15 protein-coding genes, 2 tRNA genes, 4 pseudogenes and 1 riboswitch are annotated in these 21478 nt (G+C 71.8%); of the genes and pseudogenes, 11 read left to right on the top strand and 10 right to left on the bottom strand.

All coding sequences use genetic code 11. The features are described 5' to 3' along the window. The first annotated feature begins 119 nt into the window (after positions 1–119). Positions 120–917 carry a DUF1206 domain-containing protein gene (locus tag CBP52_RS06610; RefSeq protein ID WP_094180312.1) on the top strand — a complete coding sequence of 266 codons (798 nt, stop codon included), beginning with the start codon at positions 120–122 and terminating at the stop codon, positions 915–917. A gap of 3 nt (positions 918–920) precedes the next feature. Here CBP52_RS06610 and CBP52_RS06605 read toward each other — a convergent pair whose 3' ends face one another. The 3 genes from CBP52_RS06605 to CBP52_RS06595 form a co-directional block, all read right to left on the bottom strand. Then, the gene (locus tag CBP52_RS06605) at positions 921–2258 is read right to left on the bottom strand and encodes a nitrate/nitrite transporter (protein ID WP_094180311.1); all 1338 of its coding nucleotides are present in this window, start codon (positions 2256–2258) and stop codon (positions 921–923) included. Between the two features lie 172 nt (positions 2259–2430). Beyond that, positions 2431–2503: transfer RNA gene (locus CBP52_RS06600), tRNA-Asn, on the bottom strand. 46 nt (positions 2504–2549) lie between these two features. Further along, a complete protein-coding gene (locus tag CBP52_RS06595; protein ID WP_094180310.1) occupies positions 2550–3062 on the bottom strand; it encodes a hypothetical protein in 513 nt (170 codons plus the stop codon). Positions 3063–3126: 64 nt separating this feature from the next. Here CBP52_RS06595 and CBP52_RS06590 point away from each other — a divergent pair. Then, positions 3127–3200, top strand: a tRNA-Ile gene (locus CBP52_RS06590). 293 nt (positions 3201–3493) lie between these two features. Continuing rightward, entirely contained in the window at positions 3494–4171 is a 678-nt protein-coding gene (locus CBP52_RS06585) for a transposase (protein ID WP_157732524.1), read from the top strand. Positions 4172–4173: 2 nt separating this feature from the next. Here the strand turns inward: CBP52_RS06585 and CBP52_RS06580 are convergent. Then, a pseudogene (locus CBP52_RS06580) lies at positions 4174–4751 on the bottom strand (transposase); the annotation flags it as partial. 842 nt (positions 4752–5593) lie between these two features. Between CBP52_RS06580 and CBP52_RS06575 the strand changes: the two are divergent. Both CBP52_RS06575 and CBP52_RS17530 read left to right on the top strand, forming a co-directional pair. Continuing rightward, a complete protein-coding gene (locus CBP52_RS06575) occupies positions 5594–6106 on the top strand; it encodes a sigma-70 family RNA polymerase sigma factor (RefSeq protein WP_094180308.1) in 513 nt (170 codons plus the stop codon). A gap of 365 nt (positions 6107–6471) precedes the next feature. Further along, a complete protein-coding gene (locus CBP52_RS17530; protein WP_157732523.1) occupies positions 6472–6687 on the top strand; it encodes a hypothetical protein in 216 nt (71 codons plus the stop codon). 22 nt (positions 6688–6709) lie between these two features. Here CBP52_RS17530 and CBP52_RS06565 read toward each other — a convergent pair. Beyond that, positions 6710–7718 (bottom strand): annotated as a pseudogene (locus CBP52_RS06565) (IS481 family transposase). 1809 nt (positions 7719–9527) lie between these two features. Between CBP52_RS06565 and CBP52_RS18175 the strand changes: the two are divergent. Together CBP52_RS18175 and CBP52_RS18170 are read left to right on the top strand one after the other, a co-directional pair. Beyond that, positions 9528–9770 (top strand): annotated as a pseudogene (locus CBP52_RS18175) (IS21 family transposase); the annotation flags it as partial. A 702-nt stretch (positions 9771–10472) separates the two neighbouring features. Then, on the top strand, positions 10473–11714 hold the full coding sequence (locus tag CBP52_RS18170) for a S1 family peptidase (RefSeq protein WP_232514685.1): 1242 nt from the start codon (positions 10473–10475) through the stop codon (positions 11712–11714). Between the two features lie 170 nt (positions 11715–11884). Here the strand turns inward: CBP52_RS18170 and CBP52_RS06545 are convergent. After that, positions 11885–12590, bottom strand: a pseudogene (locus tag CBP52_RS06545) (transposase); the annotation flags it as partial. Between the two features lie 120 nt (positions 12591–12710). Here CBP52_RS06545 and CBP52_RS06540 point away from each other — a divergent pair. Together CBP52_RS06540 and CBP52_RS06535 are read left to right on the top strand one after the other, a co-directional pair. Continuing rightward, on the top strand, positions 12711–14021 hold the full coding sequence (locus CBP52_RS06540) for an ISL3 family transposase (protein ID WP_094182216.1): 1311 nt from the start codon (positions 12711–12713) through the stop codon (positions 14019–14021). A 390-nt stretch (positions 14022–14411) separates the two neighbouring features. Continuing rightward, positions 14412–14486: riboswitch (cyclic di-GMP riboswitch) on the top strand. An 18-nt stretch (positions 14487–14504) separates the two neighbouring features. After that, entirely contained in the window at positions 14505–14729 is a 225-nt protein-coding gene (locus CBP52_RS06535) for a BldC family transcriptional regulator (RefSeq protein ID WP_094180305.1), read from the top strand. A gap of 111 nt (positions 14730–14840) precedes the next feature. On the opposite strand, the gene CBP52_RS06530 is transcribed toward CBP52_RS06535, so the two are convergent. From CBP52_RS06530 to CBP52_RS06520, 3 genes are read right to left on the bottom strand one after another with little or no spacing between them, the layout of a single operon-like run. Next, complete coding sequence (locus tag CBP52_RS06530; RefSeq protein ID WP_094180304.1) at positions 14841–15377, bottom strand: TetR/AcrR family transcriptional regulator; 537 nt, start codon at positions 15375–15377, stop codon at positions 14841–14843. Between the two features lie 39 nt (positions 15378–15416). Further along, positions 15417–17840, bottom strand: coding sequence for a YhgE/Pip domain-containing protein (locus tag CBP52_RS06525; RefSeq protein ID WP_094180303.1), 2424 nt, complete (start codon positions 17838–17840; stop codon positions 15417–15419). Between the two features lie 25 nt (positions 17841–17865). Next, a complete protein-coding gene (locus tag CBP52_RS06520) occupies positions 17866–18657 on the bottom strand; it encodes an ATP-binding cassette domain-containing protein (RefSeq protein WP_094180302.1) in 792 nt (263 codons plus the stop codon). Between the two features lie 140 nt (positions 18658–18797). Between CBP52_RS06520 and def the strand changes: the two genes are divergently transcribed. Continuing rightward, a complete protein-coding gene (def, locus tag CBP52_RS06515; protein WP_094182215.1) occupies positions 18798–19286 on the top strand; it encodes a peptide deformylase in 489 nt (162 codons plus the stop codon). A 221-nt stretch (positions 19287–19507) separates the two neighbouring features. Continuing rightward, positions 19508–20008, top strand: coding sequence for a DUF3145 domain-containing protein (locus CBP52_RS06510; protein WP_094182214.1), 501 nt, complete (start codon positions 19508–19510; stop codon positions 20006–20008). A gap of 62 nt (positions 20009–20070) precedes the next feature. On the opposite strand, the gene CBP52_RS06505 is transcribed toward CBP52_RS06510, so the two are convergent. After that, positions 20071–21315: a beta-ketoacyl synthase gene (locus CBP52_RS06505; protein ID WP_094180301.1), complete on the bottom strand. Its 1245-nt coding sequence runs from the start codon at positions 21313–21315 to the stop codon at positions 20071–20073. Positions 21316–21478: the final 163 nt, after the last annotated feature.

Here is a 21478-nt window from a genome sequence, read left to right as displayed (position 1 = left end):
CGGGGCCTCGACGCGTGGGTGGGTGCACCCCGCCGGGTGCCGCCTGCGGTCGCGCGACCGCGGGGGCGCTGCCACGATCGGTCCTGCCTCCTTCGCCACCCCCCACGACGGGAGACCTCATGTCGAGCGCCACGTACTTCACCGGGACCACGCAGGACGCGTGGGAGAAGGCCGCGCGTGCCGGGTACGCCGTCAGCGGCGTGCTGCACGCGCTCATCGGCGTGCTCGCGCTGCGGCTCGCGTTCGGCGACAGCTCGGCCTCCGCGGACCAGTCGGGCGCGCTCTCGACCGTCGCCCAGGAGCCGTTCGGCCAGGTCGTGCTGTGGGTCGCGGCCGTCGCGTTCCTCGCGCTCGGCGCGTGGCAGGCGGCCAAGGCCGCGCACGTCGGCCACGCGGGCCGTGCGCACCGCGGCGACCGCGCGAAGGCCGTCGGACGCGCGGTCGTGTACCTGGCGCTCGCCGCCACGTCGGTCGCGTGGGCGGACGGTGCGGGCTCGTCGTCGTCGGACCAGTCGAAGGGCATGACGTCGGACCTGATGTCCGCGCCGGGGGGCCGGCTGCTCGTCGGCGCGATCGGCGTCGCCGTCCTCGCCGTCGGGATCTACCACGTGGTCAAGGGCTGGCGGAAGAAGTTCCTCGAGGACCTCACGGGGCTGCCGGGCGGGCAGGCGGGGCGGGGGACCGTCATCGCCGGCCGCGTCGGGTACATCGCCAAGGGTGTCGCGCTCGGCATCGTCGGCGTGCTGTTCGCGCTGGCCGCGTGGCACGCGGACGAGTCGGAGGCCACCGGGCTCGACGGCGCGATGCGGACGCTCAAGGAGGGGCCCGCCGGGACGCTGCTGCTCGCGCTCGTGGCGGTCGGCTTCATCGCGTTCGGCGTCTACTGCGTGGTGCGCACCCGCTACGGCCGGCTCTGAGGGTCAACGGTCGCGCGCGCGGCGGGGCACGTGCGGGCGGCGCACCGCGTCCCGCAGGCGCGGCACGACGACGCCCTCGTCGGCCATCGCCGCGCGCGTCCGTGCGCGGCTGCGCAGCACACCCCACACGCCCAGCAGCCACGGGACCAGGAGCACGCTGAACGCCCAGCGGTAGGCGTCGAGCGAGTACGTCGTCGCGCCCGCGGGGGAGACCGCCTGGAGCGCGACCCCCACGGCCAGGACGCCGACGATCGTGGAGACGAACCCGCCGGTGTTGACGAAGCCGGACGCGGTCCCGAGCCGCTCGGGGGCGCTGTACGTCCGCGCGAAGTCGATCCCGACGAGGGACACGGGGCCGCCCATGCCGACGAGCACGACGAACAGCACCAGCTGCCACAGGGGCCGCGGGGTCGAGGGCACCAGCACGACCAGCCATGCGACGAGCGTCATGCCGCACGACCCGAGCACCGCCCAGGTGCGCCGCAGCGGGTGGCGCCCGGTGAAGCGGCCGACGAGCGGGCCCGTGGTCATCGCGGTGACGGTCAGCACGGTCAGCAGGGCCCCGGCCTCGGCCGTCGAGCGCCCCTGCGCGGTCACGAAGAACGGCACGCCCCACAGCAGCGCGACGACGTTCGCGGAGAACGGCGTGGCGAAGTGGCTCCACCAGCCCAGGCGGGTACCCGGCGGCTCGACTGCGGCGCGCACCGCCCGCAGGAACGACGTGTCGGAGTGCGGCGCGTCGCGCCGGTCGTCGTCGGGCTCGCGGACCCCCAGGAACGAGGCGACGGCCGCGACCGCCCCGACCGCCGCGAGCACGGTGAACGTGGGCGTCCAGCCGTGGTGGTGCACGAGCCACGCGACGGGGATCGCGGACGCGAGCTGGCCCGACTGCCCGATGAGCCCGGTCACCTGCACCATCAGCGGCGCGCGCATCGGCGGGAACCACTGCGCCACGAGGCGCACGGCCGAGATGAAGATGCCCGCGTCGCCCGCTCCGATCAGCACACGCGCAGCGAGCGCCAGCGGCACGTCGTCCGCGAACGCCAGCAGGAGCTGGCCCGCGGCCATCACGGCCGAGCCGCCGCCGATGACGACGCGCGCGCCGAACCGGTCGAGCACCCGTCCCGCCGGCAGCTGCATGCCCGCGTACACGGCGAGCTGCACGACCGAGAACATCGACAGCGCGGTCGCGCCGAGGCCGAACCGCTCGATCGCCTCGACGCCCGCGACGCCCAGCGACGTGCGGTGCAGGACGGCCACGAAGTACGCGGCGACCGCGGCCGTGAACACGACCATCGCGCGGTGCGACGACGTGCGCACGGGGTGCGGCACGCCGGTCATGGGGAGGCTCCGTCTCGGTGGGCGGCTCGGTGAGGGTCGGGACAGGTGCCTCGACGAACCGGCCACCAGCCTACGTCCGGCCCGCCGCCGCACCGACCGCGCCACGGGGGCGCGACAGCCGCCCGAGCACGACGAAGGCCCTGCCTGCGATGCAGGTCAGGGCCCCGTGGAGCTCCCCCGACTGGACTCGAACCAGTAACCCTTCGATTAACAGTCGAATGCTCTGCCAATTGAGCTACGGGGGATCGCGCTGCAGAACTCTAGCAGCCGTTCGGGGGTGCTCCCGACCAGTCAGGCCGGCAGCCCGGCGCTCGCGCGGAGCTCGGACTCCGCCGCGTCGACCAGCGCCGCCACCTCGGGCCGGGCGAGGTCGACGCCCTCGTCGGCGACCACCTGCGTGAACAGCTCGCCGTCCTCGTCGCGCCGCAGGGCGACCCGCGCCTGACCGCCACCCGGGAGCGTGACCGAGGTGGCGTGCACCACGGACGACTGCACGCGCTCCCGGAACGTCTGCGCGAACCGCACCGACTGGCGGTCCGTGCCGAACGCGAACGTGTCGCTCGCCCCCCACACCCACCGCACGGCGAGCGTGCGCGTCTCGGGGTCGAGCGAACCGCGGTCCACGTCCGCCCACGGCGTGCGCGCCGCCTCGCCGTCGCGCAGCACGTGCAGCGCGAGTCGCGAGGCGGCCACCCGGCGACCGTCCGTCAGGGTCGCGGCGACGAGCACACGGTCGCCGCGACGCAGGTCGAGCAGGCGACGGTCGTCGTCCGTGAGCGCGCGGGTGGAGAGGAAGCCGGCCACGGGCCCACGGTACTCGGCCCTGGTCCGGTCCCGTCCTGGTCCCGGTAGCCTGGCGGTCGATCTCGGGGCAGTAGCTCAGCCGGTCAGAGCAGCGGACTCATAATCCGTGGGTCGTGGGTTCAAGCCCCACCTGCCCCACTCGCGTTCTCCCATGTCAGGCCGTACTTTGGCGTCGCCGTCGGGCTACCGGGCGACGACGGGGACCAGTTCAGCCGCCGTGGGGACCAGTTCACGCCCGTCTCGCAGCGCCCGCATCGCCGCGCACCATGCCGACGCTGAGCTCGCCCCGGTGCGGCTCGCTGCCCTGGGCAATACACGAGATGAATCCACTTTCGTCTGGCAGTGGCGCCGGGCCTCTGGCTACCCGTAGCGTTTTCCGCGTAAGCGCTGTACGGAGCCGACACGCCCCCGGAGTGACAAGCCGGGTCGCGATGCCAAGCGACTCGACGGGAAACTGCGAAAGACAGGGGACCAGCGCGAGGAGCGGCAGCGGAGGGTTCACCGGCTTCAGGACCGCCGCTGCCGAGGAGCTGCCCGACGCCGTCGCGGTGATGGACCCCTTCCACGTGGTCCGCCTGGCCAGCGATGCGCCCGACCGGTGCCGACGGCGGGTCCAGAACGACCTGCACGGACACCGCGGACGGGCATCCGACCCGCTCTACAAGGCCCGCCGGACCCTGCACACCGGGTCTGACCTGCTCAAGAACAAGCAGAAGGCGATCATCGCCGCGCTGTTCGCGGGAGACGAGCACGTCGAGGTCGAAGCAACGTGGCAGGTCTACCAGACGATGATCGGCGCCTACCGCGACCCCGACGCCACGGCCGGACGGGAGCGGATGACCACGCTGATCGCGTCGATCTCCACCGGCGTCCCGGCAGCGTTGGTCGAAGTCCGCCCCCTGGGTCGGACCCTGAAGCAGCGCGCCGCGGACGTCCTGGCCTACTTCGAGCGGCCGGGCACGAGCAACAGGCCGACCGAAGCGATCAACGGGCGCCTGGAACACCTGCGCGGCACCGCGCTCGGCCTTCGGAACCTGACCAACTACATCACCCGCAGCCTGCTCGAGACCGGCGGCTTCAGGCCGGTCCTACACCCTCCATTGCGATGAGCCGCCAACGGCTCCCCGGTGCCCTCGGGGCCGTGGTCGACGAACGCGCACAACGGGTGGAACCCGAACCCGCGCTTGAACGTCGCCGCGGCCTTCTCCTTCTCGGAGTGCGCGCCCACCAGGGTCGCGTCCAGGTCGATCACCAACGGGCTCGCTGCGCTGCGGTCGTGGTCGGGCGCGTTGACCCCGGCCGCCGCCCAGACCCTGGCCCGCGCCTTCGCGCGTGCGGTGTTGACCGCGGCCAACACCTTGTCCACATCCGTGGCCAGACGCGCGATCGTGCGTGAGGCCGTCGGGTCGGAGGCCACCGGCCCGAACACCGCCGGCTCACCGCGCACGACCGCCAGGTCCGAGCACGCGTCCCACCCAGCGCGAGGGTCAACGCGAGATCCAGCAGCACCTTGGCCGGGTCATGGTGAGCCAGCGGCGCCCGCCACGGCGCGAGCGCCTCCCGCAACGCCACGTCCAGCCCCGCCGCGCGGACCGTGGAGGTCAGCAGGACACCACCTGCCTGCGAGACCGCCGACCCGCCGTTCGCGTCGACCGCAGGTCGCGGGGAAGACCCGGTAGGCTTCTTCACCTGGAAGGTGCTCCTTGAACTGGGTTGATATGTCCGTCGCAAGACACATCATCGCAGGTCAGGAGCACTTTTCACGTCTACGGCACGCCACCGGCGTGAAAGACTGAGGGTAGGTTGTCATGGCTCACGACAGTTCGTGCCGTCGCGTAGGAGTGAGGCAGTGGTGCCCTCGCGGGGGTGGTAGACGTGCAGCCAGCGCCCGGCCGCAGGCACGCCTGTCCCTCGAGGAGTCATCGCTGACGCGGCGGCGGCCTTCGGCGGGCGCCTGGCGCAGCGCTGAGCGCGTCGTCCGATCGCGCAGGTTGCGACCGGGTAGGTCTCGGTGCAGGCGGTGTCGAAGGTGGACGGCAGGTTCGACGAACTGGGCGAGCCGGGACTGAGTCGGCGGCGCATCGTCCAGCAGCGCTGCCCGCCCGTTCGACGAGGCAGCCGTTGCGCGCATCGAGGCGCTGCGTCGTGCTCAGGGGACGAAGACGCGGTAGGTCTGCGGGCCTGACCGCCGAATGACGTGGCCGTGTCCACGGCCTGGGGACGGCCGGCCCGACTGGATGGTGGCCGGCGGCGCGACATCGACCCTGACGGTTCGAGCAACACCTCGCGCTCACACAGCGGTGGCCGACCGGCTCACGACTCCCGCCCCGGCCACCCGCGTCCAAGGCCAGAATGTCCAGTGAGCACGACTCGGCATGGGAGCCCCACCGCAGGCGGACGGACGGATCTCGTCGGGACCTGAGCGGTTCGGCGGGACTCGCAGTCGGGCCGACGAGCGACGCGAGTAAACACTCTGGGTCGCTCGGTTCGTCTTAGTAGTAGTGGTGCGGTGACAAGGAGGTGAGCGAACTGTGGCACAGCTCGACGCCGGCGGTGACATGAGCGTCCCTGCGTTCGTTGACGAACACTGGGCGGACCTCATGCGGCTCGCCGTGGCGTTGTGTCGTGACCACGTCGCAGCCGAGGATCTCGTGCAGGACTGTCTAGAGCGACTCCTCTCCCGATGGGGCCGTGTCCAGTCGGCAGACTCGCCGTTGGCGTACGCCAAGCAGTCGCTCGTGCGCCTGTTCATAGACCAGACACGGCGTCGGCGGGTTCGTCTGGTCGAACTCGGCGAAAGCGATGGGCGATCGTCTGACGGTGGCATCTCCGTCGTCGATGGGTACCTGACCGCACTGGCGATGTTGCGGCAACTGCCGCCGCGGGAACGTGCGGTGCTCGCACTCCGATACATCGAGTGCATGGACGACGCGTCCATCGCTCACACACTACGCATCACGCGGAGCACGGTGCGTACAACAGCTCACCACGCACTACGCAAGCTCTCTGTAGGCACTGACACAGAACTGGAGGCTGCAAGATGATGATCTCCGAGGCAGACTTCGCCGCTCGGTTGCGTGCCGAGGCCTCTGCAGCGTCCAGCGATCGGCCACCGCGCCTACTCACCCCAGTCGACGGAACGCGTAGATCCTGGAACAGGGTGGTCCTTGCCGGAGCCGTACTTGCGGTTGCCCTAGGAGGCATCGGCACTCTTGCCGTGCAACTAGGCAACAGTGCGCCCGGGACAGCGGTGCCGCCCGGGGCCGCGCCGACCTCCGTGGACCTCCCCGCAGACGTTGCATCCATCCAGGCGGCTATGAGCGACTCGCTAGCAGTAGGTGACGCGAGGTATGAAGGTGGGACGCTGGCGGACATCGATGGCTGCCTTGGCATCGATGATCGTTTGCTCGTGCTGAAGCGTTCGTTCTGGACGTGGAACACGCAAGAGCAGACGCTGACGTCCCGCACGACCGGTGCGACTTACCGAATCGGCGACGAGTTGCCGCCGCTCAGTGGTGGTTCGTTTGGTGCGCGAAGCGTGCAGGAGACAAGCATCGAGCTGCCTTCAAACTGCGCAGACTTCGACGGCGGCGCCTTCGTGGCTGGTCCGCCGACTGCCCTCTGACGTCCGGCATCCCCCGGGACACCTAGGTGTTCTGGGTCATGACGTTGGTGACGCGTGCGCGCAGGCGTGAGGCCGGGGGCCGGTCGCCGGCGGCGGTGTGAGCGCGATGGTAGTTGTAGTGGATGTTCCAGATCTTGATCGCCGCGGCCCGCTCGGCTTCGGAGGTCCAGACCCGGGCGTAGAGGAACTCCTCGGCCAGGATCCGGTTGTAGCGCTCGACCTTGCCGTTGTCGCGGGGCGTGTGCGGGCGGATGCGCTGGTGGCGGGAGGCGGCCGCGACGACGGTGCGGGTGAAGGCGGTGGCCTTGTAGTTCGCTCCGTTGTCCGTGATCACGCGCACGATCCGAGCGATGCCGTGGGCGGCGAAGAACGCTCTGGCGCGGTGGAAGAACCCGATGGTGGCGGCGGCCTTCTCGTCGGGCAGGCGCTCGGTGTAGGCCAGGCGGGAGTACCCGTCGATCGCCGAGTGCAGATAGACGTAGCCCGCCCGTGCACCCTTGGTCTTCGCGCGCTGGGCGGCCTTGTCCTGCTTCGATCCGCGGCCGTGGGCGCGCCACCCGCCGCCGTCGGGGATCCGTCCGACCTTCTTCACGTCCAGGTGGACCATGTGCCCGGGGTAGCGGGCGGTGATCCGCCCGGTGGCGCGGTTGGCCGACCCGTCGGGGTCGATGTCCCGGCGACGGTTGATCCCCAGGCGCACCAGCCACCGCGAGACCGTCGCGAGCCAGACCCGGTGCCCTGCGCGGGTCAGCTCAAGGTGAATCTGCCGGGCGGTCCACTTGTGCGCTCGGCGCAGCCGCTCGATCAGCTCGACCAGGTCCGGGTCCAGCTGCGTCGGGCTCGAACCGGGCACGCTGGAGCGGTCGAGCAGTCCGACCTCGCCGAGCTCGTCGTAGCGGGCCTTCCCCTTGGACAGGCACTGCCGGGAGATCCCGGCCTCGGCCGCGACATGCGCGATCGGACGCGACCGGCAGCGCTGGACCAGGCGAAAACCGGCCGACAGGGGTCAACGGGGCGTTAGCGTGGCTCATGAGGGGTAGGCCTCTCTCGGCGCGGATGTGTAGGTCGCACTTCCCATCCTGCCGCCGACGGGCCTACCCCTCCCTCACACCCCGCGCCGTGTCACCAACCTCATGAACCACAACACCTAGCAGCCGTCCCACCCACGCCTCGCCGCCGACTCGCAGCCGCCTCGCCCCACACCGCCGTGGACTGGTCGGCCACCGGAGCGGGGGTGCTGGCGCCGACGCCGCAGGCGGCAGCGACGGCACCGACCACCGCCACCTGGTCTCGGTCGTCGCCCCGTCCGTCGTCACGTCGGGCGTCACGGTGTCGCCTCGCCTGCATGGTCATGCGGTCCGGGTTACGCCTGTGCAGGCTTGGTCAGCGGGCTTCGGCAATCTCCGTCCCGGCCGCGGACGACAACGGTGCCCTCGCTGCGGGCAGGCCGGTCGCCTGCGGAAAAGCTGGTCATCGACCCCACCCGGCCCCGCTGCAATGACGCAATCCTGTCAGTTCCTGCATAGACATCGCTCCGCGTGTCTATGCGGACTGCCGTATACTCTTGCGCATGACCGAGACAGTCACACCCACTTTCCACAACCTCGACCTCACCCTCGGTCACCTGCTCCACGCCGACGCCAGCACGCCCTGGACGGTCTTGCTGCGTGTCCTGCCCGCCGCGATTCGCCGCGGCTACCCAGTCCCCGTCATCCGACGTTGGGTCACCTCCCGCTCCCGCCGCGAAGACGTCACCACCCTCGCCTCGTCTCCGACCTGGCACCGCGCCGTCGCCGCCTCCCGGCAGTTGGTGCGCGGCACCGCTACCGCCGACGGACTGCGCGCGCGCCGCCTGCAAGTCGCCGGGCGCATGGTCGGCCGGCTCCTGTCGCCTGTCCCTGCCGGCGTCACGCCGCTGGTGGCGCAGGGGGCGAGGATGGCGGTCGTGATGGTGGGGCTCGAGGCGCTGGACCGGCTAACGCTGGAGCGGCCGGAGTCGGAGCGGATCGATACGCCGCGACTGTCACGGGGCGTGGTCGCGGTCCGGCTGGGTGTCTCCGAGCCCACAGCTCAGAAGTGGTTGACGGCGGCCGAACGCCTCGGCTGGCTCGGCCGTGGTGACCACGTCATTCGCGGGCCGGGTGGGCACGGCTCAGGACACGCCGGGATCCGCCGGCTGCTCCAGCTCGACGCAGACGCAGGGGCGATCGCGTGGGTACACGCCGAGTTGGTTGACGCGCTCGTCGACGGCAACGAGGACGCTGCCGCGACGCTGGTCCGGTCTGCGACGCACCCCGCCTGGTGTTACCGGGTGGGCCACCGGCACTGGTTGGTCGCATTGGCCCGGGCCGTCAACGTTGAGCCGGTGGCCCGGTTCGGCATCCCGGACCGGGCCGTCCGATCCGCGGTCCGCGGCCTGGACCGGGCGGGCCTCGTGGACTGGACCGAACGAGAGCTGCTGGACCGGCTCAACGAGTTGGCCCGCGAGGCCGGACCAGATGGCGGACCGTCGGCCATGGTCGAGGCTGCAGCGGCGGATGCACGACGCGCCCAGCTGGCCGCGGACCGGAAGGCCGCGGTCCTCGAACTGCGTGCCGCCCGCGACGCCGAGCGGGCCGCGGACCGAAGGCACGCCGCCCGCGCGGCCCGGTCAGCCGGGGACGGCCCGCGGACGGAACCGGGCGGAGGCAAGGCGCCGGCGGCCCGGCGGACTATCCGGCTGCCCGACGACTGGTCCGAGCGCGGAGGCGAAGCGCAACTGCGCGCCGTGCTTGCGGCGCGCGGGATGCTCGTCGTCGCCGTGAGCTCCGCGGAGCGGACCGTGACCGTCGAGATGGTTGCTGCTCGCGGACTTCCCGCGGATGCCGGCACCGGTGATCGCGGAGAGGATCGGGTGGACGCGGTCGCTGACGATCCTCAAGGACCGGATCCGGGAGCTGCGGCCGTTGTTCGTGCCGCCGGACCCGGCCGACCGGGTCGAGTACGACCCCGGCGAGGTCGCCCAGTGCGACCTGTGGTCCCCGCCGCAGCCGATCCCGGTCGGTGGCGGGGCCGAGGGGATCGTGCCGGTGCTGGCGATGACGTGGGTACTCGCGGGTCACGGACGCAGTCATGACCTACGGATGCGGATCCTCGGCCAGCCGAGCCCGCACACAGTCGCTGAACGGTGCGAAGCCGTCCGGACCCTGACGGACCTGAACGCCGGTGACCGTCCTCCGGTCAGGTAGGCGCGGGCCGTCTTGCGGTCCCGACCCAGGTGCCGCGCGATCGCCGAGATCGTCCACCGCTGCTTTTGCAACGCGTCCGCGTCGGTGTCTTCCTCCCGTGTGAGCATGAGCGGCAGGCGCCCCCTCGGTCGGCCGGCGTGTGGTCACAGACCGCCAGCCTCGAAGGGGCTCCGTCGCGGTCGGCGGAGCCACACGGGTGGGGGACTCTAGTCGGCAGGTTGGGGAGACTCAGGTGACCGCCGCCACGCCCGGCCGGCTTCCCCCCGACATATCACTCGAATGGATGAAGAGCGGGCGGCACGCCGGAGCTAGCGTCGAGGTACCACAGGCGCACGACAGACTTGGGGCGGGCCATGGCAGAACCTCGTCGCGTGCGGGCCGGACCTCATTGTTGGGGGTTGCGGCCCTCTGCCTCCGTACAGCCCTTGTGCGATGTCGAGAGTGGTGAGAGACATGGACAGACGGTTGGCTCCATTGGGGATCGGCTGAATTTGCGTTGCGTTGACGGTTGGAACAGTGACTTCCTCAGTGGCGGCGCCTCCCGACACGACGTCCACTGTGACCGTCACGACGGGTGCCATCCCCAGCCGCGTTGACGAACTATTCAGCGGATCGCTCAACGCCGCCGAACGCATCCACGACGAGTACGCCAGCGCCGCCGCCAAGGCCGACTCCCCGCCGGATACGCGCGCGTTTTGGGGCTACGATAGGGACGCGTTTGAGAGGAGAGCATCAGACCTCCTTGACGAACTAGCAGAGAGGTTCCCCGACTCGTTTGCTGGGGGTGCACTCGATCCCGCCAAAGCTCTCGTTACTGTCGGGGTCACTCGGGACGATCCGGAACTCGCGAAGTTTGCGAGCGATCAGGCGGATGCGTTTGAAGTCGAGTACACGCGGATGCCGTATTCGCTCAGCGAGCGCACGGCACTAGTCCAGGATTTCCGTGAAGCGGAGATCGGATCGGTTAACGATGGTTTGATGTCTGACCTGGTAGAGGTACAGGTTCCCGTCAAGTCAGCGCGGTCAGATGCCGCGCGCATCGCATCGACGGTCGCATCGGCGACCCTGAGCCTCGCAAGAGCGGAAGGAGCGGCCGTCGAGCTCGAGCAGGCGCTGGTCGACGCGGCCGCCAGCGCCGACCGCTCCGAGCGCATCTCGATCGGCCCAGTCGCGATCACAGTTGCGGACGTGCAGGTTGAGACTGAGTCAATCTCGGCCGGCGTCGCGCTCAAGAACTCGGCGGGGTCGAATGTATGCACCTCCGGGTTCGCTATGCGGAAGAAGTCCACCGGGGTGCTCTATATAACGACAGCCGCCCACTGCTACGGCGTAAACCTGTATCGTTCAGGAACCTTGCTACCATGGACGTCCGCGATTGGGACGTCCATCGAGGACTACGCTAACGGTCAAGATTGGGGCTATCTATCCGTTCCCTCTCCGGTGGCACCTCCCGTAGGCGTCGTGTGGGTCGACGCTAACACGCAGTACAATGTGCAGGGCGCGTGGCGGTCGAGTTGGCCCGGTTTGAGCCGGTGCCACATGGGTGGCACGATGGGCTATTCCTGCAGCACCCTAATGGGTGACATCTGCGGCGGATTTGAGTCAACTCTCTACGACTCTGACGGCGGCGATTCAGGCGGACCCGTCATCTACCCGTACGGCACAATCCTGGCCGCTGGCCTCCACACCGGGACATGCCTCGATTCTTCGAGCGGCCGTTGGTTCAAGGTCTACACAAAGATCTACAACGTCGAGAAGGCGGGGAATTCGTCCGCCACTTATGAGGTCGTGACGAACTAGCCTTGATCTTTCATCGGGCTGTGGTGTGAGGTCTGGATCCGGCTCGGTGGCCGGGTTCGGGGTTGATTCTGCCGGGTGGGTGCGACAGGCCGCCCGCTGTCGTGCGGGTTGGTCGCCGGTTCCGGGTCCGGGAGCGTGCTCGGGGTCGCGGGGGAGGCCGGAGCTGGGCGTCAGCCGGGTGCGAGGGCTCCGAGTCGTTCCAGGGCGGTGATGGCCAGGCTGGCGAAGGGTGCCCGGGTGGCCAGGTGCAGGCGGGTGCGTCGTGCGTTGTGGGCCAAGGAGGGCCACCAGTGCGCACCAGATGCGGTTGGCGGCGAAGGAGTGCAGGGGTAAGTTGGCCAGGCCGGTGTCCTTGGCCAGGCGGATGCGGTCTTCGCAGCGGGCGCGTCGGCGGTGGCGTAGTTCGAGGTCGGCGAGCTGGCTTGTCGTGGTGTTGGTGACGAACGCGGTGATCCGCATCCCGTCGACGTCCTCGAAGCGCAGCTGGGCGCCGGGGTGGGGTCGTTCCTTGCGCACGATCACCCGCATGCCCGCGGGCCATCCGGTCAGGTCCATCAGGTGCGTCAGCTCGGCGACCCACGCACCGTCACGGGTCTGGTCGTGGGCGTCGTAGGCGGGGGTCCACACCTTCTCGGGGATGAGCCTGAGCAGGTCGGGGGTGTTGTCCGGGAGGGTGAACCCCACCGAGTACGCCAGGCGCCGCTTGGTGAGGGCTTCGATGACCTTGTGCGACCCGTCGGCCCCGTCGATCCGCACGAGGATCGACTTGCTACGGGTGGTCCCCGGGATCTGCGCCAACGCCTCGGAGATGACTCGTAGGTGGTCGGCGGCGGTGTTCGACCCCGCGTTGTCGGGTCGTGGTGCGATCGCCAACGGGGCTCTTCGCAGTTGAGGGTGTAGAGCTACGTTGAGGTCGGCGGCGTGGCGGTGCTCGCCGAGGCGTCGAGGTCTTCCGATGATGGCGGTTCCTACGCCGGCCACCCGGAAGACCTCGACATACGCGACGCTACCTTCACCGACCCCGACGTGACGACATTCACGCGCCTGGACGGCCACGGCCTGCGGGTCGTCGGCCAGCGCCTGGAGCCCGGCCGGGCGGTCTTGGCCTGCCGTGTCGCCGAGCCGGATCCTTGGTGTCGGCGCTGCGGCGCCGAAGGCGTGGTCCGCGGGACGGTGGTGCGTGAGCTCGCGCACGAGCCTGTGGGCTGGCGCCCCACGATCGTGCAGGTCAGGGTTCCCCGCTATCGGTGCGAGGGCTGCGCGCACGTGTGGCGCCACGACATCTCGGCGGCGGCCGCGCCGCGCGCGAAGCTGACCCGCGGGGCGCTACGGTGGGCGTTGGAGGGCATCGTGATCGCCCACCTGTCGATGGCTCAGGTCGCCGCCGCGCTGGGCGTCGCGTGGCACACCGCGAACACCGCCGTGCTCGCCGAAGGGCGGGCGTTGCTGATCGCCGATGAGCACCGCTTCAACGGCGTGCACGTCATCGGCGTCGACGAACACGTCTGGCGTCATGCCCGCACGGGCGGGAAGTACGTCACGGTGGTCATCGACCTGACCCCGGTGCGCGCCGGCACCGGTCCGGCGCGGTTGCTGGACGTCGTGGAGGGCCGCTCCAAGCAGGTCTTCAAGACCTGGCTCGCCGAACGGCCCGCCGATTGGCGGGCGGGACTGGAAGTCGTCGCGATGGACGGGTTCACCGGCTTCAGGACCGCCGCTGCCGAGGAGCTGCCCGACGCCGTCGCGGTGATGGACCCCTTCCACGTGGTCCTCCTGGCCAGCGATGCGCCCGACCGGTGCCGACGGCGGGTCCAGAACGACCTGCACGGACACCGCGGACGGGCATCCGACCCGCTCTACAAGGCCCGCCGGACCCTGCACACCGGGTCTGACCTGCTCAAGAACAAGCAGAAGGCGATCATCGCCGCGCTGTTCGCGGGAGACGAGCACGTCGAGGTCGAAGCAACGTGGCAGGTCTACCAGACGATGATCGGCGCCTACCGCGACCCCGACGCCACGGCCGGACGGGAGCGGATGACCACGCTGATCGCGTCGATCTCCACCGGCGTCCCGGCAGCGTTGGTCGAAGTCCGCCCCCTGGGTCGGACCCTGAAGCAGCGCGCCGCGGACGTCCTGGCCTACTTCGAGCGGCCGGGCACGAGCAACAGGCCGACCGAAGCGATCAACGGGCGCCTGGAACACCTGCGCGGCACCGCGCTCGGCCTTCGGAACCTGACCAACTACATCACCCGCAGCCTGCTCGAGACCGGCGGCTTCAGGCCGGTCCTACACCCTCCATTGCGATGAGCCGGGAATACGCGCGAATCGCCAGGTGAGCAGCTCGCCGAGAGCGTGCCGACCAGCGGCCTCATGATCCGTTGGTCGTGGGTTCAAGCCCCACCTGCCCCACCCAGCAGCTCCAGCACCCCACCCGGTGGTCGGTTCGTCGCCCGGGACACGCCGAGACCCCACAAGTGACCGAGATCACTTCCGAAACTTCGTCGCGCGTGTCGGGGCGTGTGCCAAGTCAGCAAGAACGGCCCTGAACTGGACGAATGTCCGGATCACAAACCGGACGTCCGACTTGGTCCTGTTCCTCCTGGTCCACCGCGTCCGAATTTCACCCGAATGCCCGTGGTCTCCCACGGCTCGGCTTCTTGCACGCCTGTCCAGTTTCGGGGATAGTTCTGAGTTGTCAGCGACAAATGGCAAACCCTCCGCGAGGAGGGGACGCAAAGCCACGGGGCCCACCGGGTCAGCCGAGCTACCGAACGACGAAGGAGAGCCACCATGGCCATCACCACCCCCCACACCGACGCCCCCCTGCAGCAGGGCGCTCTGCTGACCCCCGGCGAGGTCGCGGTCCTCTTCCGGGTCGACCCCAAGACCGTCACCCGGTGGGCGCAGGCCGGCAAGCTCTCGGCGGTCCGCACCCTCGGTGGGCACCGTCGCTTCCACGAGGCCGAGGTCCGTCAGCTCCTGCAGGGCGTCCCGCAGCAGCGCGCGGGCGAGTGAGCGCGGCGGGGACGTCCCGCACGTACGTCAGGCGCAAGGGCCGGTGACCGCGTCACCGGCCCTTCGTCATGCCCGCGCCCGGCGGCGTCCCGCCCGCGGCGCTCGGACCGGTCAGGAGAGCGTCGCCAGGACCGCGGCGCGCACGTCCTCGACCGGGCGGTCCGGCTGGAACACGAGCCACTCGAGGCCCGCGACGAGCGTCGCGCCGAACAGCGCGGCCGCCGTGAACCACGCGTCCCGCTCGGGCCACGCGTCCTGCACGACGGCGGCCAGCGCACCCATCGACTCCTCGCGCACCTGACGGATCGAGTCCTGCCACGCACGTCCGGAGCGGAACGACTCCGCGACGACGAGCTTGGCGAAGTCGGGGTGGGCCTGCACCTGCTCGAGCAGCGCGCCCACCATGGACTCGACGGCGGCGCGGCCGGACCGGCCGGCGCCCGCCTCCTGCAGCGCGGCGGTCAGCCGCGTGACGCCCGCGGCGATGATCGCCTCGAACAGCCCCGACTTCGAGCCGAAGTTGTAGAACACGCTGCCCTTCGCGACGCCCGCCGCCGCCGCGATCTCGTCGACGGTCGTCGCCCCGATGCCGCGGTCGGCGACCAGCGCGAGAGCGGCATCGACGATCTGCTGCCGCGTGTCCGTCATGGTCCGCAACCCTAGACCGCCTCTCGTCGTCCGCCCGGCCTAGATCGACAGGACGGGGTGCAGGCGCTCGAGCGTCCACGTGCGCATGCGCCCCGCGCGCCACGCCGTCATGGCCAGCGAGCCTACGAGTACGCCCGCCAGGACGGCGACCGCGACCCAGAACCGCGCGTCGACGGGCCCCGTGATGACCTCCCGCAGGCCGGTGACCGCGTAGCTCATGGGCAGCAGCGGGTGGATGGCGCGGAAGAACGCCGGCGTCGTCTCCACGGGGTAGGTCCCGCCCGACGAGGCGAGCTGCAGCATGAGCAGGGCGAGGATCGCGACCTTGCCCGCCGCGGGGCCGAGCACCGCCATGAGCATCTGCTGGAGCGCGAGGAACGTCGCCGCGACCAGCATCGTGAACGCGAGCGTGCCGATCCCGGAGCTGAGGTCGAGCCCGAGACCCAGGTGCACCACGCCGAGCATCACGACGACCTGCGCGACGCCGAGCGCGAGCGCCGGCAGGTACCCGGCCAGCGTGACGCGAGCACCGGACGCGGGCGTCGCGAGCGCGCGCGGGGGCAGGGGCCGCAGGAGCAGCCACGTGATGAGCGCGCCGACGAACAGCGCGAGCGGCAGGAAGAACGGCGCGAAGCCCTCACCGAAGCCCTCGGCCTGGCTCACGTGCTCCTCCGTGACGTGCACCGGGGAGGCGATGGTGCTCGCGCGTGCCGGCGCCGCGACGTCGGCGGGGATCGCGGACTCGCCGTCCACGAGGCCGTCGGCGAGCTGCCCCGCGCCCTCCTGCAACCGGCCCGAGCCGTCGGCGACCTTCCCGGCGCCGTCGGCGAGCGTCGCGGTGCCGTCCGCGAGCCGGCCGGCGCCGTCCGCGAGCTCACCCGTGCCGTCGACCAGCTCGTCCGCACCGGACGCGAGGTCGGCGGATCCCGAGCCGAGGCGGGTCAGCCCCGCCGCGAGGCGGGACGTGCCGTCCGCGAGGGCGTCGGCCCCCGTGGCGGCGCTCGTGGTCCCGGTCGCGAGCGCGCTGGATCCGCTCTCGAGCGTGTCCAGACCGTCGGAGAGCGAGGACGTGCCATCCGCGAGCGTGCTCGCGCCGTCGGCCAGCCGGCCGAGGCCCGAGGCGAGGTCGCCCGTGCCGTCCGCAAGGTCCTGCGCGCCGGCCGCGAGCGTCGAGACGCCGCCGGCCAGGTCGTCCGCGCCGCTCGCTGCGATCGACGCGCCGCTGGACAGCGCCGCCAGGCCGTCGGACAGCTCGGAGAGCTGCGCGTCGGACGGCAGGGCCCCGGCCTGCGCGGACAGTCCCGTCAGCAGCTGAGCGGCGGTCGTGTCGCCCGCCTGCGCGCGAGCCGTGAGGTACGCGGAGACCTGACCGAGCCCGGTGCGCAGGGTCGGCACCGCCGACACGAGGGGCGACAGCTCGTCCTCGAGCGTGCTCACGCCGGTGGCGAGCGCGGCCGTGCCGTCCCGCAGGTCGTCTGCCCCCGACGAGGCGCTCGTGAGCCCGGAGGCGAGCGTGCCCGCACCGGAGTCGAGGCGCGCGGCGCCGTCGGCGGCGGTCTGCGCGGAGCTCGCGAGCGTGGCCGCGCCGTCGGCCAGGGAGTCGGCGCCGTCGGCTGCGTCGTGCGCGCCCTGCGCGACGCGGCCTGCGCCGTCGTCGAGCGTCCCGAGGCCGGCTGCGAGGTCGTGCGCGCCGCTCGCGGCGTCGCCCGCGCCGCGCGTGGCGCTCGTCGCTCCCTCGGCCAGCGTGGCGGCGCCCGTGGCCAGGCGTGCCGCACCCGCGTCGAGCGCGCCCGCCCCCGCGGCCAGGTCCCTGGCTCCGTCCGCCGCGTCGTGCGCACCGCCGGCGACCTGGGTCGCGCCGTCGTCGAGGTCACCGGCCGCCGCGTGCAGGGTGAGCGCACCGTCGGACGCCTGCGCGAACCCGTCGCGGGCAGCGCCGAGCCCGACGAGCACGCGCTGGGTCGCCTGCTCGCCGATCGAGTCGGAGACCGCGGCCTCGACCTGCGTCATCGCGCTGCGTCCCAGCGTCGAGGCGAGGAAGGAGTTCGCGTCGTCGTACGTCACGAGGATCTGCGCGCTCGTCGGCTCGTCGCCCGACGCGGACGCCACGTCGGCCGAGAAGTCCGCCGGGAGCGTGACCGCGAAGTAGTACGTCCCGTCCGCGACCCCGGCCGCGGCGTCGCGCGCGTCGGTCGGGCGCCAGTCGAGGTCGGCCGACGACGTGAGCGCCTCGGCCACCTCGTCGCCGGCCCGCAGCGGTGCGCCGTCCAGGGTCGTCCCCGCGTCGGCGTTCACGAGCGCGACGGGGAGCCGGTCGAGGTGCCCGGTCGGGTCCCAGAAGGCCCACAGGTACAGGGCCCCGTAGAGCAGGGGCACGAGGATCATCGCGGCGACGGCGAGCCGGGGCAGCCGTCCGCGGCGGAACCGGCGCAGCTCGGTGCCGGTGGTGGTGAGCGCGGGCATGGGGGAGTCCTCGGGGTGAGCGCGGTCAGGCGGCGTCGGTCGCGGGCACGGCGTGCGGGCCGGTCGCGAGCGTCACCTGCGTGGGTGGGGTGCGCCAGGGCGTGCGGGCGACCTCGTCGAGCGAGGCGACCGCCGCGACGACGGTCGTGCCGGAGGCGGTCAGCGCCTCGAGCCGCGACCAGAGGGTCGCCCGGCGGGTGGAGTCGTGGACCTGGTCGACGTCGTCCACGACGAGCAGGCGCGGGCGCTGGGCGGTCGCGAGCGTCACGCGCAGGAGCAGGGTGTCGACCTCGTCGAGGTCCCACACGACGCTCGTCGTCCGGGGCAGGGGCCGCTCACCGAACACGGGGCGTGCGAGCGCGGCGAACGTGCGCTGGTCCACGCGTGGCACGCGCCGGTACCAGGGGGCGAGCCACGTGAGCCGCTCCCGGACGACGTCGCCGACCGTGACGCTCGGGTCGAGGTCGTCGATCCCCGCGAAGCCCGCGATGGCGGCCTCCCGCTGGACACGGTCGCGCTCGCGGGGCAGGGCGTGGCCCAGCACGGTGAGGGCCGACCCGGCGTCGGGGACCATGCGGCCCGCGAGCGTGAGCAGCAGGCTCGAGCGTCCGGCGCCCTGGGGGCCCTGCACGACGGTCAGGGCACCGGCGGGCAGCTCGAGGTCCACGGGGCCGTACACGACGCCGCGCTCGCCGTGCAGCGCGAGCCGGCGCGCGACCACCGCGGCCGGGGCCGGGGGCGTCCCGGTGTCGGGCTCGGGGGGTGCCGGCTGACCGGCGGCGTGCTGGGGCGGGCGGAGAGGGGTCTGCTGGACCATGCGATCGGGCTCCTGACTGACTGGTCAGTACAAAGCCTAGGTCGCGATGCCCGACTCGTCACCCGGCGGACGCTGTCTGTCCCGTCACACGGGCGGACCGGGCGAGAGCCCGCGCGGCGCGGCATGGGAAGATGCTCGGCATGGCGATGCGAGAGATCCGGACCGTCGGCGACCCCGTGCTGCGCACACCGTGCGACCCGATCACCACCATCGACGACCGCGTCCGGTCCCTGGTCGAGGACCTGCTCGAGACGGTCGACGAGGACGGTCGCGCCGGGCTCGCCGCGAACCAGATCGGCGTCGGCCTGCGCGCGTTCTCCTGGAACATCGACGACGAGATCGGCTACGTCCTCAACCCGACGATCGTCGAGCTGTCCGAGGACGAGTACCAGGACGGCGACGAGGGCTGCCTCTCGGTCCCGGGGCTCTGGTTCCCGACCCGGCGCGCCTGGTACGCGCGCGTCGTCGGGCACGACCTGGACGGCAAGGAGGTCGTGGTCGAGGGCACCGAGCTCATGGCGCGCTGCCTGCAGCACGAGGTCGACCACCTCGACGGGATGCTGTACCTCGACCGCCTCGAGCGGTCCGTGCGCAAGAAGGCGATGCGCGCGATCCGCGAGCAGCTCTGAGCAGACGTGCCTGCCCGGTCCGGCCGTCGTCGATACGCCCTCCCGGCAACCGGTCAGGCCGGCCGCGTCACGCATCCGGGGGACGTGCGGCGGTTCCGCTTGGCGTCTCGTCGCCTCGTCGTGCATCCTGAAGGCCGTACGCCGCGTGCGCCCCAGGGTGCTCCGCAGCAGTCACGAGGTCGTTGGGGAAGGCGAACCTCGAGCCGCTGATGGAGGACGACATGGCAGGTGCGATCACCCGCGGTGTGCTTTTCGTGCACTCGGCACCGCGTGCGCTGTGCCCGCACATCGAGTGGGCGGCGGGCAACGTGCTGGGTCAGCGCGTCTCGCTGGACTGGACGGAGCAGCCGGCCGGTCCGGCGTTCTACCGTGCCGAGCACTCGTGGCAGGGCGTGCCGGGCACCGGCGCGCGGCTGGCGTCCGCGCTGCGCGGCTGGGCCCACCTGCGGTACGAGGTCACCGAGGAGCCGAGCCACGGCACCGACGGCTCGCGCTGGAGCCACACGCCCGACCTCGGCATCTTCCACGCGCAGACGGACGTGCACGGCAACGTCGTCGTCCCCGAGGACCGCATCCGTGCGGCGCTCGAGCACGCGGGCGACCCGGCGCGCCTGCGCGCCGAGCTCGACCTCGCGCTCGGCCAGGCGTGGGACGACGAGCTCGAGCCCTTCCGCTACGCGGGAGCGGGCGCACCCGTGCGCTGGCTGCACCGCGTCGGCTGAGTCGCAACCCACAGCACGAAGGGGCGCCCCCACCGGGGGCGCCCCTTCGTCGTGCGTGAGGGTCAGACGCTCGTGACCACGAGAGCGACGTTGTGACCGCCGAAGCCGAACGAGTTGTTGATCGCGGCGATGTCGCCCGAGGGCAGTGCACGCGGCGTGTCGCGCACGAGGTCGAGCACGAGCTCCGGGTCCGGGTTGCTGACATTGATCGTCGGCGGAGCCTGACGTGTGTGCAGCGCGAGGACCGTGAAGATCGTCTCGAGCGCACCCGCACCGCCCAGCAGGTGGCCGGTCATCGACTTCGTCGCGGACAGCGCGACGTGGTCCGCGTCGTCGCCCAGCACCCCGCGGATCGAGCGGGCCTCGATGAGGTCGCCCACCACCGTGGAGGTCGCGTGCGCGTTGACGTGCACGACCTCGGGCGCGGAGACGCCCGACTCCGCGAGCGCGGCGCGCATGGCGCGGATCTGGCCGTCGCCGCTCGGCTCGGGAGAGGTGATGTGGTACCCGTCGGCGGACAGGCCGACGCCCGCGATGCGGGCGTACACGCGCGCCCCACGGGCCGCGGCGTGCTCCGCGCTCTCGAGCACGACGACACCCGCGCCCTCGCCGATCACGAACCCGTCGCGGTCGACGTCGTAGGGCCGGGACGCGCCCTGCGGGTCGTCGTTGCGCAGCGACAGCGTGCGTGACGCCGCGAACGCGGCGATCGGCATGGGGTGGATCGTCGCCTCGGTGCCGCCCGCGACGACGACGTCGGCGCGCCCGGCGCGGATCATGTCGACGCCGTAGCCGATCGCCTCGGCACCCGACGCGCACGCCGAGACGAGCGCGTGCGCACCCGCCTTGGCACCGAACTCCAGCGACACGTAGGCCACGGGGGAGTTGGGCATGAGCATGGGGACGGTCATGGGCAGCACGCGGCGCGCGCCCTTCTCGCGCAGCAGGTCCCAGCCGTCGAGCGTGGTCCAGATGCCGCCGATGCCGGACGAGACGACCGCGCCCAGGCGCTCGCCGTCGACCTCGGGGGTGCCCGCGTCGGACCACGCCTCACGCGCCGCGATGATCGCGTACTGCGCGGAGGGGTCCATGCGCTTGAGCTCGGGCCGCTCGAGGACGTCCTCGGGACGGACCTTGATCGTCGCGGCGAACTGCACCGGGATGCCGTAGCGCTCCGACCAGTCCTCCTCGAAGGGACGGGCGCCGGACTCGCCGGCGAGCGCCGCGGCCCACGTGCTCTTCACGTCGCCGCCGAGGGGCGTGGTGGCGCCCAGGCCGGTGACGACGACGTCGGTCGTGTGGCTCATCGTTGCTCCCAAGAGGTCGGGTCCCGGTCTCACGGGTGTCGTGCGGGGGTTCCGGCGGTGCCGGGTGGCCGGTGCCGGACGGCAGGTGCCGGACGGGCAGTTGCCGGACGGTGTCCGACGACGCCCGGCGCGTCCGTCCTGCGCACGCGCGCAGGACGGACGC

Origin of the sequence: Cellulomonas sp. PSBB021 (assembly GCF_002240455.1) — a bacterium.
Taxonomy (GTDB): Bacteria; Actinomycetota; Actinomycetes; order Actinomycetales; family Cellulomonadaceae; genus Cellulomonas; species Cellulomonas uda.
This window is presented reverse-complemented; position numbering and strand designations above follow the sequence as displayed.

Bases quoted from the DNA above. Each gene is read 5' to 3' on its own strand.
- CBP52_RS06505 (WP_094180301.1), bottom strand. From the start codon at position 21,315: ATGAGCCACACGACCGACGTCGTCGTCACCGGCCTGGGCGCCACCACG.
- CBP52_RS06530 (WP_094180304.1), bottom strand. From the start codon at position 15,377: ATGACGGACACGCGGCAGCAGATCGTCGATGCCGCTCTCGCGCTGGTC.
- CBP52_RS06585 (WP_157732524.1), top strand. From the start codon at position 3,494: ATGCCAAGCGACTCGACGGGAAACTGCGAAAGACAGGGGACCAGCGCG.
- def (WP_094182215.1), top strand. From the start codon at position 18,798: ATGGCGATGCGAGAGATCCGGACCGTCGGCGACCCCGTGCTGCGCACA.
- CBP52_RS06510 (WP_094182214.1), top strand. From the start codon at position 19,508: ATGGCAGGTGCGATCACCCGCGGTGTGCTTTTCGTGCACTCGGCACCG.
- CBP52_RS06525 (WP_094180303.1), bottom strand. From the start codon at position 17,840: ATGCCCGCGCTCACCACCACCGGCACCGAGCTGCGCCGGTTCCGCCGC.
- CBP52_RS06610 (WP_094180312.1), top strand. From the start codon at position 120: ATGTCGAGCGCCACGTACTTCACCGGGACCACGCAGGACGCGTGGGAG.
- CBP52_RS06535 (WP_094180305.1), top strand. From the start codon at position 14,505: ATGGCCATCACCACCCCCCACACCGACGCCCCCCTGCAGCAGGGCGCT.
- CBP52_RS06605 (WP_094180311.1), bottom strand. From the start codon at position 2,258: ATGACCGGCGTGCCGCACCCCGTGCGCACGTCGTCGCACCGCGCGATG.
- CBP52_RS06520 (WP_094180302.1), bottom strand. From the start codon at position 18,657: ATGGTCCAGCAGACCCCTCTCCGCCCGCCCCAGCACGCCGCCGGTCAG.